General features: G+C 66.9%; 9 protein-coding genes. 5 read left to right on the forward strand and 4 right to left on the reverse strand.

Annotation, left to right across the window (positions count from 1 at the left end; all coding sequences use genetic code 11):
* Positions 1-3: 3 nt before the first annotated feature.
* Together GF399_00240 and GF399_00245 are read right to left on the reverse strand one after the other, a co-directional pair.
* On the reverse strand, positions 4-1,524 hold the full coding sequence (locus GF399_00240; GenBank protein MBD3398744.1) for a hypothetical protein: 1,521 nt from the start codon (positions 1,522-1,524) through the stop codon (positions 4-6).
* Positions 1,521-4,124, reverse strand: a complete 2,604-nt coding sequence (locus tag GF399_00245; protein ID MBD3398745.1) for a tetratricopeptide repeat protein — start codon at positions 4,122-4,124, stop codon at positions 1,521-1,523. The genes GF399_00240 and GF399_00245 overlap by 4 nt, the downstream gene beginning before the upstream one ends.
* Before the next feature lie 364 nt (positions 4,125-4,488).
* Between GF399_00245 and GF399_00250 the strand changes: the two genes are divergently transcribed.
* Both GF399_00250 and GF399_00255 read left to right on the forward strand, forming a co-directional pair.
* A complete protein-coding gene (locus GF399_00250) occupies positions 4,489-5,763 on the forward strand; it encodes an adenylosuccinate synthase (protein MBD3398746.1) in 1,275 nt (424 codons plus the stop codon).
* A 134-nt stretch (positions 5,764-5,897) separates the two neighbouring features.
* Positions 5,898-8,021, forward strand: coding sequence for a T9SS type A sorting domain-containing protein (locus GF399_00255; GenBank protein MBD3398747.1), 2,124 nt, complete (start codon positions 5,898-5,900; stop codon positions 8,019-8,021).
* 360 nt (positions 8,022-8,381) lie between these two features.
* On the opposite strand, the gene GF399_00260 is transcribed toward GF399_00255, so the two are convergent.
* Together GF399_00260 and GF399_00265 are read right to left on the reverse strand one after the other, a co-directional pair.
* Positions 8,382-9,290 carry a 3-phosphoglycerate dehydrogenase gene (locus tag GF399_00260; protein MBD3398748.1) on the reverse strand — a complete coding sequence of 303 codons (909 nt, stop codon included), beginning with the start codon at positions 9,288-9,290 and terminating at the stop codon, positions 8,382-8,384.
* A 114-nt stretch (positions 9,291-9,404) separates the two neighbouring features.
* Complete coding sequence (locus tag GF399_00265; protein MBD3398749.1) at positions 9,405-10,478, reverse strand: aminotransferase class V-fold PLP-dependent enzyme; 1,074 nt, start codon at positions 10,476-10,478, stop codon at positions 9,405-9,407.
* A 301-nt stretch (positions 10,479-10,779) separates the two neighbouring features.
* On the opposite strand from GF399_00265, the gene GF399_00270 reads away from it, so the two are divergent.
* From GF399_00270 to GF399_00280, 3 genes are all read left to right on the forward strand, one after another.
* Positions 10,780-11,754 (forward strand): hypothetical protein, encoded by a 975-nt coding sequence (locus tag GF399_00270; protein ID MBD3398750.1) that lies wholly within the window; start codon positions 10,780-10,782, stop codon positions 11,752-11,754.
* 79 nt (positions 11,755-11,833) lie between these two features.
* Positions 11,834-12,181 carry a hypothetical protein gene (locus GF399_00275; GenBank protein MBD3398751.1) on the forward strand — a complete coding sequence of 116 codons (348 nt, stop codon included), beginning with the start codon at positions 11,834-11,836 and terminating at the stop codon, positions 12,179-12,181.
* A 91-nt stretch (positions 12,182-12,272) separates the two neighbouring features.
* Positions 12,273-13,529: a glutamate dehydrogenase gene (locus tag GF399_00280; GenBank protein ID MBD3398752.1), complete on the forward strand. Its 1,257-nt coding sequence runs from the start codon at positions 12,273-12,275 to the stop codon at positions 13,527-13,529.
* Positions 13,530-13,594 lie beyond the last annotated feature (65 nt).

Consider the following 13,594-nt stretch of genomic DNA (forward strand, 5'->3'; position numbering starts at 1 on the left):
CTTTTACCAGGAAACGGCGGCCCGCAGGCCGGCGGCCAGGGGGCCGCGGGGAGCCAGGGCGTTGTCGTAGAGCCGTTGGTCCAGGAGATTGTCGACGAAGACGGTCAAGCCGAAGTGTTCATCGATCCGCCACTCCAGCGCCAGGTTGAGCTCGGTCTGCGCCTCGAGATTTCCGCCGGCGCCGTCATGTCGTTCGCCGGTGAACAGAGCCTCCAGCCGTCCACCGAGGGCGTCCAAAGGTCGCAGCTCCAGGGCCAGCTCGGCGCGGTGGACGGGTTGGTGGGGCGGCGGATCGCCGGGAGCTTCGAACCACGGGGGGTTGGGCTCGGCCAGCTCGTAGCTCAGACGCAGGCGGCCGCCCCAGCCGGCGGGGGGCAGGCTGTAGTCGAGGAAGACGGCGCCGGTCAACAGCTCCCGCGGCGGACCGGTCGCATACTCGAGCGCGGCGGGTTCCACCAGGGTCAACTCGCGCCGCCCGTCGAAGAAGCGCAAACCGCCGCGCACACCGGCGATCGAGGTCTCGGCGAAGTGGAGGGAGTACTCGAGGTAGTAGTCCTCGCTGAGTTCGCAGGCGGCGGCGTCCAGGCCGCCCAGCCCGGCGACGGCGTAATCCTCCCGGGGCGGGTCCGGGCGTTCGGCCCGCCGGACCGCCACCACGCTGATCAGCGACAGCGGCCCCAGCAGCAGGCGGGCGGCGCCGTCGTAGGTCAGGTGGGGTTCGCCGTCGTGGGCCAGGCCGACACCGGCGGTAATGAACAGCACCCGGTCCAGGGTGAAGGTGTTGCTGAGTTCGCAGGCCGCCAGCCCCGGCGCATCTTCAACGAGGGGCGCCAGATAGCCGGCGTCGAAACGCAGGTAGTCGTCGGAGCCCAGGAACAGGCGCAGGCCGGCGTCGAGGCTCAAACTGTCGACGGCGGCGCAACGCGTGCCTGTCTGCTCCAGACCGGCCCCGCCCAGCCGGGCGTAGGTGGTCAGGCGGCGGGTCGGTCGCCAGACGCCCCACAGATCGGTCCGCCAGCGTTCCTGACGTTGAGCGAAGTCCGGGTACTCGTAGCCCCAGCCGTCGTAGGCGGCGTCGAGAATCAGGCGGTCGCCGGCCGCGCCCAGCCAGCCGGCCCGTAGACGGGCGCCGCCGCCGCGGCGGGGCGCGACGGCGGTTTCGGCGGCGCCGTAGTCGGCGCGCAGGCTGTAGGCGAAGGGTTCGAGCTCCAGGGCGTGAACCAGCTCGGCCCGGCCGTCGAGCTCCGTCGACAGGCCGCCGCTGACGCGCACCAGGTGGGTGCGCCGCTCGGGGAACAGGCTCTCGCCGAGGATCTCGCTCTGGGCGGCGTAGCTCTGCTCGATGAAACGGCTGCCCGTCGTCAGCACCAGCTCGCTGAACGGTTCGGCGATTTCAGCGAACTGGGGCGGATCGCCCAGCAGCTCCGCGGTCTCGTCGAAGGCCAGCTCCTCGGCCCGGTCGGCGGCGGCGCTCAGCGCCGTCGCCAGGACGATCAACAGGCTGACGGGGGGGCGGTTGATCACTCCAGACCGGCGAGGCGTTGGGCGGCCCGATCCTGGTAGCTTTGGGCGTAGTCGCCGTCGAGGACCTTGCGGTACTGACGACGGGCCGCCTGGGGTTGGTCGCGGCGCTCGAAGATCAGCCCGCGGCGCAGAATCGAGCGGGCGGCGTAGGAGGGATAGGCCTCGCCGTAGCTGTCGACCAGCTCCTGGAAACGGGCCAGGGCCTCGTCGAGGCGGCCGATGCCGTAGTTGAGCTCCCCGAGCCAGAACAGGGCCTGGACGGCGACGCCGGGATCGTCGGCGTTGGCGGCGGCGGCGTGATGTTCGAGGGCCCGGGATTCGTAGCCGGCCTGCTGCTCGACGAAACCGGCGAGCAAGCGGGCGCGGTAATAGAAGGCTCCGTCGTCGACGGCGGCCAGGACACGCTGCAGGGCGGCGCGGGCCGCGGCGGTCTCCTGCAGCTCGTGGTAGAGTTCGGCGGCTTCATAGTTGGCGCCGAGCCAATCGACGCTGCCCGGATACTCCAGGATGACGGCGTTGTAATGCCGCAGGGCCAGGTCGTAGTCGCCGGTCTCCCGGGCCGCCCGGGCCAGGCGGAAGTGCAGGCCGGCGCGGCCGGGTCCCGCGGGGGTTTCAGCCAGGGCCCGCCGCAGCAGCTCCAGGGCCTCGGCGGGATCGCCGCCGCGGCTGTAGGCTTCGGCCAACTCCGACGAGGCGGCGGCCAGCTCCGGCGCTTCCGGATAATCGTTGATGATCCGCCGGTAGTAGGCCACGGCGCCTTCGAGGTCGCCGGCCCGGCCGCGCTCCCGGGCCAGGTAGAGCAGCAGCTCCGGCGCCAGGTAGCTGTCCGGCCGCTGCTCCAGATAGCTGCGGGTGGCGGCGACGACGTCGGGATACTCGCCCAGCCTCCAGGCCGCCAGCTCGGCGCCGTAGGCCGCGTCGTCGGCCACTTCGCTGAGCCGGGTGTCGGCGGCGGTCTCCTGGTAGAGGCGCCGGGCTTCACTGTACTCGCCGAGCTCGTAGCGGCAGTCGGCCAAGCGCAAGCGGGCGTAGTCGCGGTAGCGCGAGGCGGGATAGTCCTCGACGATCCGCCGGTAGACGGGCCGGGCCTCCTGGTGACGACCGGTTTCGAAGGCCGCCTGGGCGATCAGGTAGAGGGCGTCGTCGGCCAGCTCATCGGCGGGATAAGCCGCGACCAGGGCGGCGTAGTCGTTCTGGCCCAGTTGGTGCCGCCCGAGACGGACGTAGCTGCGGCCGCGGCTGAACAGGGCCAGGGGGCGCAGCTCGCTGGCCGGGAACTCAGCCATCAACCGGCCGTAGAGTTCGACGGCCTCGGTGGTCCGGCCGGCCGCGGCGGCCAGGTCGGCCAGCTCGAGCAGGGCGTTGTCGGCCAGGGGTCCGCCGCCGTCGTAGACCGGGCGGAACAGCCCGGCGGCGCGTTGGGGTTCGCCCCGGCGCAGGACGGTCAAGGCCAGCCAGTAGCCGGCGGTGTCATCACCGGTCGGGCCGGCCACGGCGGCGAAGGCTTCTTCGGCGTCGAGAAGCGCGCCCTGGCGGAAGAGGCACAGGCCGAGCTTGAAGCGGGCCAGACGGGCGCCTTCGCCGTAACCGGCGGCCAGCACGGCGAACTGCTCGGCGCCGACGGCGTAATCCCCGCCGCGCAGGGCGGATTCGGCCAGCAGCCAGCGCGCCGCCGTGGACCAGTCTTCGTCGTCCAGCAAGCCGGCGGCCAGGGCCTCGCCGGCGGCGTAATCCTCCTGGGCGAAGTAGGAACGCCCCAGGTAGTAGCGGGCCTCGGCGACGGCGGCGTCCTCCAGCACCTCGCTGCGGGCGGCCCGGCTCAGGCGTTCGACGGCCCCGGCGTAGTCGCCGCGCAGATAGGCCGTCAAGCCGCCCTCCAACTCCGCCCGGGCGTGGAAGGGATGGGGCCCGACGACGACGGCGGCGTCGTAGGCCGCGGCGGCCTCGGCGTAGCGGCCCTCGGCGGCCAGCACCCGGCCCAGCCAGTAATCCACCTGACCGCCGAGCTGCGGACCCGGACAGACCTCCCGGGCCCGGCGCAGGCTCTCCACGGCGGCGGCGTTGTCGCCCAACTGCACCTCGGCCTGGGCCGTGGCGAAGTACAGGCCCCACCAGACCTCGTCGAACTCGCGCTCGACGGTCCGGTAGGCCTCCAGGGCCCGGGCGTAATCCCCGGCGTCGTAGAGGCTCTCGCCGAGATTGAAGATGGCGTAGCGCCGGGTCATCGGCTTGGAGGCGATGCGCGCGGCGGAGCCGAAACGCTCGGCGGCGCGGTGGTGCAGCCCCTGAGCGGCGTAACCCTCGCCCAGCAGGAACAGGGAGCGCTCCAGGTGCCGCTGATTGGGCCGCTGGAGGATCAGCGCCTCGAGGTGGGCCGTGCCCTCGGCGGGCAGGTCGCGGGCCAGTTCGGCGGCGCCCAGCAGCCACAGCGCTTCGGGATCATCGCGCAATAGCGCCGGCGGGGCGGCCTCGAGCTCCGCCGCCGCGAACAGGCCCTCGTCGAACAGACCCTCGGCGGGTAGGCCCGGGGCGAACAGGTCGTCCTGGGCCGCCGCAAGGACGGGCGGCAGGAGCAGCAGGACTGGAATCCATTTAGGCATCTCGACCGCTCGAACACGGAACAGGATTAACGACTACCCGAGCCGGGAATCATACCCCGGCGAGACCGGACGGTCAACACATCGCTTTGCAACCCCGGTTAGGCCAGTAAAATCAACACGGTACAACGAACCATCCGCAACGCAACCGGCACCGGGCGATCCGGGATCGCTGCGCCTGGAACCGCTCCAGCACTTGATCTTTCCAAATCCGGTCCCCCGGGGCTCGTCCGGGGTGGATCACTTACATTATATCACTTCGCCCGGTTCGTGTCTGGCAGAGACGACTTGTTATGCTTGCCGCGCCGTGGTAGGATACCAAGGTTTTGCGTCGCGCGAACCACGTTACGCCATTCAAGGGAGATCGATGTCGACCATCGTCGTCGTGGGCGCCCAGTGGGGCGACGAAGGCAAGGGTAAAGTCGTGGACTGCCTCTCCGAGCGGGCCGATATGGTCATCCGCTTCAACGGCGGGGCCAACGCCGGCCACACCATCATCGTCGGCGACGAGGAGTACGTCCTGCACCTGGTGCCCTCGGGGGTGGTGCGCCCCCGGTCGGCCTGCGTGATCGGTAACGGCTGCGTCGTCGACGCCGACCTGCTGCTGACCGAGATCGAGGAGCTCTCGGCCCGGGGCATCGACCTCGGCCGGCGGCTGTTCGTCTCCGGCTTCGCCCACATCGTTCTGCCCCATCACAAGGCCGCCGACGGCGCCCTCGAGGACGACGCCGCCGCGCCCATCGGCACCACCCGCCGCGGCATCGGCCCCACCTACTCCGACAAGTACGCCCGCTACGGTGTGCGGATGGAGGACCTCCTCGACGCCCGCGACCTGCGGCAGAAGCTCGAGGTCGCTTACGCCTACCGCGCCCGCTGGACCGGCTCCGGCGAGTACCCGCCCCTCGACGAGGTCTACGACCACCTGCGCTCCCTCGGACCCAAGCTGGCCCCCTACATCGTCGACACCTCCCTGCTGATCAACGATTATATCCAGCGCGGCCGGCAGGTCCTGCTCGAGGGCGCCCAGGGCACCCTCCTCGACGTCGACTTCGGCACCTACCCCTTCGTCACCAGCTCCAACCCCGTGGCCGCCTTCGCCGCCATCGGTTCCGGCATCGGCCTGGGCCGCATCGACCGCTGCCTCGGCGTGGTCAAGGCCTACCTGACCCGCGTCGGCGAGGGGCCCTTCCCCACCGAGCAGACCAACTCCGTCGGCGACTACCTGCAGGACAAGGGTCACGAGTTCGGCCGCACCACCGGTCGCCCCCGACGCTGCGGCTGGCTCGACATGGTCCCGCTGCGCCTGGCCGCCCGGGTCAACGGCTTCGACGGCCTCGTCGTCTCCAAAATGGACGTCCTCGACGACCTCGACGAGATCCCCGTCTGCCGGGCCTACCGCGTCAAGGGCCGCGAATACGACGAGATGCCCCTACCGGTAGCCCTGCTGGAAGACGCCGAGCCCGTCTACGAGACCCTGCCCGGCTGGAAGACCGACACCTCGGGGATCACCTCCTGGGACGACCTGCCCCCCGAGGCCCGCGACTACCTCAACTACATCTCCGCGGGCTGCGGCGTCCCCGTCACCGCCATCAGCGTGGGCCAGCGTCGTGACCAGATCATCTGGATCAAGTGGGGGATTTAGCAAAAAGTTCAGACTGCATCTCAATCATCCCAAGACGGACATCTTTGTCCGTCTTTTCTAACATAAAGATATATATTTATTATAGAGCCTTTCGTAAGCGGCGTGTTTACAGCCAAGTGCATTAGGAGGTGCTGATGATTCGTATATTGTTGCTGGTTATCTGTATTGTGTCCGGTGGCAGCCTCGCCGAGGAGGCTGTGCAGACCGACTGGTCCGGCGGCGGCGGTGGCGATGATCCCGTCGACGACTGGGGGGTCGGCTTCGAGGACGGCCAGGATGTCAGTTGGCTGGCCCTGCCCGGCGAGCTGCCCCTCTCGTCGACTCCCAAGACCCCGGTCGAGCACGCGCTGGGTTCGCCCGAGGGGCCGCTACACATCGATGTAGCCGATGTCGATGGTGACGGTGACACTGATGTGCTGGCGGCGGTCGAATGGGACGAATGCATCTGTTGGTATGAGAATGAAGACGGCTTGGGCACCAACTGGGACTGTCACGTGATCCAATTTGAATACGTCCTGGCAAGCTGCGTTCACGCCGCCGATATCGATGGTGATGGAGACACCGACGTGTTGGGAACCTCGGCCAACAACCAGGAAATTAACTGGTGGTCGAACGATGACGGTATGGGTACGGAATGGACCGGCTATTTGATCAAGGGCGGTTTCTGGGGCGCCAGTACCGTCCATACCGCCGATCTGGACGGTGACGGTGATCTGGATATTATGGGTGGCGCGGTGACCGTCGACGACCTGATCTGGTGGGAGAACGAAGACGGCACGGGAACGGAGCTGACAGAGCATATGATCGACGATTCCTATTGGAATCCACATTCGGTACGCGCCGCCGACATCGACGGTGACGGCGATCTGGATCTGCTGGCCGCCTCCGGAGGAGATGACGACATCAACTGGTGGTCCAATGATGACGGTCAGGGTGGTAGTTGGACCGAGCACCTGGTCGACGGCAGCTTCGACGGCGTCTGTTCCATCAGCGTGGTCGATATTGACGGCGACGGCGATCCGGATGTCGTCGGCGCCGGTCCGAACGACGCCAACGACATCCGCTGGTCGGAGAACCTGGAGGGCACGGGGGAAACCTGGGAGCTTCACTATATCGACGATAACTTCGATGACGCTGTGTATGCCCACGCCGCCGATATTGACGGCGACGGAGACTTTGACGTTGTCGGCGCGGCACGGGGGGCCGACGAAATAACCTGGTGGTCCAACGACGGCCAGGGCGTCTCGTGGACCGAGTACAACGTCACTGGAGGGTACTCCAAAGCCTGTTGCGCCGTAACCGGTGATATCGACGGCGACGGCGATCTGGACGTTATCGGCGCCGGGTATGAAGAAAATTCGATCGATTGGTGGGAGGTCACCGAGTTCCTCTCCTCGGGCGAGCTGACCTCGACGGTGCTGGACACCGATCCAGGTGGCGACGCCAACGGCACGGGCTACGAGTGGGGTGTCATCACCTGGGAAGCCGCGGAGCCCGGTTCCAGTGAGTTGAAGGTCTACGTCCGCGCCGCCGACGATCCGGCCGGGTTGGGGGATTGGATGCTGGTGCCCGAATCCGGCGTCGACCTTTCCCCCTACGCCGGTGACGGTTGCCGCTACCTGCAGTACAAGCTGGAGCTTGACTATGGGACGGCCGAGGAATCACCCATCATGCAGGAACTGAGTGTCAACTGGGAAGTCGCCAGCGGCCTCGACGGCGTCGAGCTGGCGGCGTCGCCCGCCGATGACGGTATCCTGCTGGGCTGGACGGTCAGCGGCGACGTGCCTGCGAGTGTCCGCGTCCTGCGCGGGGGGAGCGACCCCGTCGCCGTCAGCGGCTCGCTACCCGGTGAGACCCGCCGCTGGCTGGATCGGGGCGTCGAGCCCGGCGAGAGCTACGTCTATTGGCTGGAGGCCACGGATAACGCGGGCCAGGTGCAAAGATTCGGGCCGACGGCGGCTGTTGTCGCCCCGGAGCAAACGAACCGGCTGAGCCTGGACGAGCCCTGGCCCAATCCGGCGTCGGGAAGCGTCAGCATCGCTTTCACGCTGCCGCAGGCTCAGCGCGTCAGCCTGAGCGTCTACGACCTGGCCGGGCGCCGGGTGACCACGCTGAGCGAGGGCGAACTGCCCGCCGGGCGGCACGAGGTCGCCTGGAACTGCGCCGCCGCGGCCGCCGGGGTCTATCTGCTGCGGTTGGAGACGCAAGGCGCGGCGCTCAGCCGCCGGGTGGTCGTCGGCCGGGTCGTCGGCCGGTAGCGAGTTGTTGATATAGCATCACCCGGGCGGGATTGAAATCCCGCCCCGACGGGAGCGCTTCTTAGGCCTTCGAGAAACCGCAGGGGCGGCTGTCACCAGCCGCCCCTGGCTCATGGCGTCAGGCGGGATGAAAGCGCCGAGAACGGAGGACCGGCGCGCTTGTTGCGACGACGGACCCCGGCGGGGTCCGTCGACAATGCAACAACCTGGTGCCGGTGCTGCTTCGCAGCATTGGAGTACGACGAGGTCGTAGCTCCGGCCCGGCGAAACGCGAATACCCCGTCGGGGTGTCCGAACCCCAACTGAAAACCGGGCCCGCCGTTACGGTCGAGCCCGGTTGTCGTCTTGCGCGACGCGAAGCTAGTACTGGCCCTTGGAGAATTTCTCCACCTTGTCGACCAGCTCGTAACCGATGCGGTCCTGACCTTCGACGGATGATGCGCCGATGTGCGGGGTCAGGATGACGTTATCGAACTTGGTCAGCGGATGGTCGGGGGCCATCGGTTCTTCTTCGAAGACGTCGACGGCGGCCCGGGCCACGGTGCCGTCCTCGAGGGCCTCGACGAGAGCCTCCTCGTTGACGATCCCGCCGCGGGCGCAGTTGACCAGGGTGACGCCCTTCTTCATCTTGGCGAACTCGGGCCGCGAGATCATGTGGTGGGTTTCCTTGGTGTGCGGCAGATGGAGGGTGATGAAGTCGGAGTCCGCCAGCAGCTTGTCCAGGGAGACCATCCGGCAGTAGTCGCACTCCTCGACGAAGGGGTCGTAGCCCACGACGTACATGTTGAGGCCCTTGGCCCGTTTGGCGACCTCGGTGCCGATGCGTCCCAGGCCGATGACGCCCAGGGTCTTGCTGCCCAGCTCGGTGCCCTTGAACTTCTTCTTCTCCCACTTGCCGGCTTTCATCGAAGCGTCGGCCCGGGCAACGTGGCGGCTGACGGCGAACATCAGCCCGACGGCCAGCTCGGCCACGGCGGGGCTCGAGGCCGCCGGGGTGTTCCAGACCTTGATGCCCTTCTCGCGGGTGTACTCGTGGTCGATGTTATCGATCCCCACGCCGCCGCGCAGAACAAGCTTGAGGTTTTCGGCCAGATCGATCGTCGGCTCGCGCAGCTTGGTGGCCGAGCGGACGATGACGACCTCGTACTCCGGGATTTCGGCGTTGAGTTCGTCGACGCTCATCCCGGTCTTGACGACCACTTCGTGGCCGTTGTCACGCATTTTCTCGATCGCCGTTTCCGCGATGGGGTCGGTGACCAGTACCTTCATCGTACCTCCTACGGGCGGTTCACGACGGCGGGTTCGGGATTGTGGCAGTCGACTTCGGCCGCCGCCGGGAAAGTGGTGGGGGAACGCTCCGGTCGCTCCCCCGGCTCGAGGGGGTTACCACCCCATGATGTCGTCGATATTGAGCAGCAGGTCACGCACCTCGGGCGGGGTCATCGTGCCCATGTGGGCGATGCGGAAGGTCTTCTCCTTGAGGGCGCCGTAGCCGTTGGAGAGATGATAACCGCGCTTGCCCAGCTCGGCGTTGAGCCCGGCGACGTCGATGCCCTTGGTGTTGGTCAGGCAGGTCAGCGAAAGCGATTCGTAGCCCTCTTCGGCGAAGAGCTCGAAGCCGCGGGACTCGGCCCAGTCGTGAACCAGGTCGCGCATGGTGACGTGCTTGGCCCAGTGGGCCTCGAGGTCCCGGTTGAAACGCTCGGCCTGTTTGCCGAGGGCGTGGACCAGGCTGATCGCCGGTGTCGAGGGTGTCTGGTTGGTACGCTTGCCGGCGGCGTACTTCTTGAAGTTCAGCAGATCGTAGTAGAAACCACGGTTCTCGACCTCGGCGGCGCGCTCGAAGCAGCGCTCGGAGACGACGGCCACGGCGAGACCCGGGGGCAGGCTCCAGGCCTTCTGGGTGCCGGCGAGCATGTAGTCGATGCCCCAGGCGTCGGTCTCGACCTTGGCGGCGGCCATGCCGCTGACGGCGTCGACGGCCAGGATGACGTCGTCATGCTTGTTGACGGCCTCGACGATCTCCTTCAGCGGGCTCATCACACCGGTCGAGGTTTCGTTGAAGACCACGGTGACCAGATCGTAATCACCCTCGGCGAGCCTGGCGTCGATGTCGGCGGCCTTGGCGGCCTTGCCCCAGTCGTACTCCAGGCGGTCGGCCGACTTGCCGTTGGCCAGGGCGATCTTGTTCCAGCGGTCCGAGAAGGCGCCTACGACGACGGAGAGGATCTTCTTGCGCGACAGGTTGCGTACGGCGGCTTCCATCAGTCCGGTGGAGGAGCAGGTGCCCACCAGGATGAACTTGTCGGTGTAGAGCACCTTCTTGACGTTCTCCACACAGTGGGCGTGGATCTTCTCGTAGTCCTTCGAGCGGTGGCCGACCATCGGCACACTCATGTCGTGGAGCGCTTCGGGGGTGACCTCGACGGGTCCGGGGATGAAGAGCTTCTTGTGCATGGCCCTCCTGAGGGTGGAGACTGGCGCGAGCCGGCGCTGGTTGGATTGCGTACTAAAACGGTTGCAATTTTACCGTTACCGCCGGGGAGTGTCAAGGCTAGTGACGAGAGTGTAAGATAAAGATAATGAAATAGTTACATCAACAGCCCCTCCGGGCGGGGAGCTTCACCCCACCCTTGACAAAATAGCGGTGCGTTCCTATACTGCCTTCCGGCTTTTCCCGCGGGCCGACACCTGACCCGGAATGTGAAAAACCCCACGGTCAACCGGTTCCCAGCCGGGCAGCGACAGGGGAGGGTAGTTGACCGGGCTGTCGAGGTCGATCCCAGCGCTGATCTGTCTGATCGTCTCCACCGCCGCCGCCGCGACGGTCTGGGTCGCCCTACCCGAATCCGCCGCCGTCGCCGCCCTCGACGCCGAAACCGGCGCATGCCTCGTCCATCACGACTTCGCCGCCGCCCCCACCCACCTGAGCCTGTCCCCGGATGGGCGCTATCTTTATGTGGCCTGTCACGGCGACGGTCAGACCCACGTCGTCGATCCGCAAAGCGGCGCCCTCTACAAGCGGCTGCCCTACGTGGTTCCCCTCTTCGCCGCCGACGACGCCGACCATTACATCGCCCCTGGGCTGGGCGGCGTGCACCGCTACATGGTCGACGGCTTCGGCTCCGAGCAGTTGGCCTACCTGCCCGATACCCGCCACAGCTACGACTACGCCCTGACCCCGGACGGACGCTGGTTCACCTACGTCCAGCGTTACGTCTCCCGTCCCGGCCGTGAAGCCGCCGACCCGCCGAGCTTCGCCCGGGTCGCCGTTTGCGATCTCCAGCGGCAGACGGGGGCCTATCTGGAGCTCGAGGCCCAGGCCTGCTGCACCGCCGTTTCCAGCGCGGGCTGGGGTGCGGTCGCCGCCCTGGACGGCTCGGTGACCCTGTTCGAGCTGAGCGCCGAACCCGTCGCCGCGACGATCATGCACTTCGACGAAAGCGTCTTCGAGCTGGGCTTCGACGCCCCCGGGGAGCACCTGTTCTGTCTCTGCCCCTGCGGCGTCCACCTCGTCGCCCTCGGTGACGTGACCGCGACCACGACCCTCGAGCCCGCCGCCGAAGGCTGGGAAGCCCGACTCGTCGCTGGCGACCTGGAAGCCGAAGCCGGCCTGCTGGTGGTGGCCGACGACGCCGGAACGCTCTGGCGTACGACCATCGACCAGGGTTCGTTCAGCCGTTTCGCCGAACTCGACGAAAACCCCGTCGAGATCATGCTCATCATGGACTAGGGCGGGCCGAAGCCCCGTTCCCATGGATCCGGCCTCGCAACGTCTCGCGCAGTATCGCTCACCATACGAGGGCTGACAGATGATTGAGAAACGCGGTCCCTTCAAGCTCTCGCGGCGGCAGGTACGCCGCTTGTTCCTGTTGCTGCTGGTCGCCGCCCTCTCGCTGTCCCTGGTCGGCTGCGCCGCCGGAGACGCGGAGAAGTACAATGCCAAGGACCCCGCCAACTTCTGGGCCGGGCTCTGGCACGGTTTCATCCTCTTGTTCAGCTTCATCTTCTCGCTGTTCTCGGAGAACGTCGAGCTATACGAAGCGGCCAACGTCGGTTGGGCCTACGACCTGGGATTCCTCCTGGGCGTGATAATCTTCTGGCGGGGCAACTGCGAGATCGTTTACGTCACCCGCCGCAAGAAGAAGTGCGAGGAATAAGGGCATTTCCTCGGCAAGAGGTTTCACAGGGAAAGCAGCGCCCCCTAAAAGGTGCTGCATCATCACCCATCAACAGCCAAGGAGAAACTCGATGGCCGAAGAACTCAATCCCTTCAAGATAGCCCAGTCGCAGTTCGATCACGCCGCCGAACTGCTCGAACTCGAACAGCCCATGCGCGATTTCCTGCGCTGGCCGCGGCGCGAGTACAAGTTCACCATCCCCGTCAAGATGGATGACGGTTCGACCAAGGTTTTCCATGGCTATAGGGTCCAGTACAACGACGCCCGCGGTCCCAACAAGGGCGGCCTGCGCTGGCACCCCGACGAGACCATCGACACCGTGCGCGCCCTGGCGGCCTGGATGACCTGGAAGACCGCCGTCGTCGACATCCCCCTGGGCGGCGGCAAGGGCGGCGTCACCTGCAACCCCAAGGAGATGAGCGAGGGCGAGAAGGAACGGCTGGCCCGCGGCTGGATGCGCGTGATGGCCCGTGAACTCGGCGAGCATCGCGACTCTCCCGCCCCCGACGTTTACACCACCCCCCAGATCATGGCCTGGATGATGGACGAGTACGAGACCATCGTCGGCCGCTCCCACCCCGCCGTGATCACCGGCAAGCCGATCCCCGTCGGCGGCTCCCAGGGCCGTGGCGACGCCACCGCCCGCGGCGGCATCTACACCGTCCGTGAAGCCTGCAAGAAGAAGAACATCGATCCCTCCAAGGCCACCTACTCCATCCAGGGCTTCGGTAACGCCGGCCAGTTCGCCGCCACCCTCCACGAAGAGGTCCTCGGAGGCGGCAAGCTCGTCGCCGTCAGCGATTCCCGCGGCGGTATCTACGTCGAGGCCGGCATGGACCCCAGGGAAATCGTCAAGTGGAAGCTGGAAAACGGCACCGTGACGACCTTCCCCAAGGCCGACAAGAAGATCACCAACGAAGAGCTCCTCGAACTCGAAGTCGACATCCTCTACCCCTCCGCCCTGGAGAACGTCATCACCAGCAAGAACGCCGACAAGATCAAGTGCAAGATCTCTTGCGAGTTGGCCAACGGCCCCACCACCCCCGAGGCCGACCAGATCCTGCACAAAAACGGCGTCCACGTCATCCCCGACTTCCTCGCCAACGCCGGCGGTGTGACCGTCAGCTACTTCGAGCAGGTCCAGGGTACCTACAACTACTGGTGGCCCCTCGAGGAGATCCACCGTCAGCTCGACGACAAGATGACCAAGGCCTACCACGCCGTCTACGACATGCACGAGGATAAGAACATCGATATGCGGACGGCCGCCTACCTGGTCTCGGTCAAGCGCGTCGCCGACAACGTCCGCCTGCGCGGCTGGGTCTAAACCCGCTGCCGTTCAGCGCAACCAACACAGGGCCCCCCGGGGCCCTGTGTTTTGATCAACCCGAC

Source organism: Candidatus Coatesbacteria bacterium, assembly GCA_014728225.1.
Lineage (GTDB): Bacteria > RBG-13-66-14 > RBG-13-66-14 > RBG-13-66-14 > RBG-13-66-14 > WJLX01.

Coding starts and splice junctions, on each gene's coding strand:
- GF399_00250 (MBD3398746.1), top strand. CDS start 4,489: ATGTCGACCATCGTCGTCGTGGGCGCCCAGTGGGGCGACGAAGGCAAG.
- GF399_00260 (MBD3398748.1), bottom strand. CDS start 9,290: ATGAAGGTACTGGTCACCGACCCCATCGCGGAAACGGCGATCGAGAAA.
- GF399_00265 (MBD3398749.1), bottom strand. CDS start 10,478: ATGCACAAGAAGCTCTTCATCCCCGGACCCGTCGAGGTCACCCCCGAA.
- GF399_00280 (MBD3398752.1), top strand. CDS start 12,273: ATGGCCGAAGAACTCAATCCCTTCAAGATAGCCCAGTCGCAGTTCGAT.
- GF399_00275 (MBD3398751.1), top strand. CDS start 11,834: ATGATTGAGAAACGCGGTCCCTTCAAGCTCTCGCGGCGGCAGGTACGC.
- GF399_00245 (MBD3398745.1), bottom strand. CDS start 4,124: ATGCCTAAATGGATTCCAGTCCTGCTGCTCCTGCCGCCCGTCCTTGCG.
- GF399_00255 (MBD3398747.1), top strand. CDS start 5,898: ATGATTCGTATATTGTTGCTGGTTATCTGTATTGTGTCCGGTGGCAGC.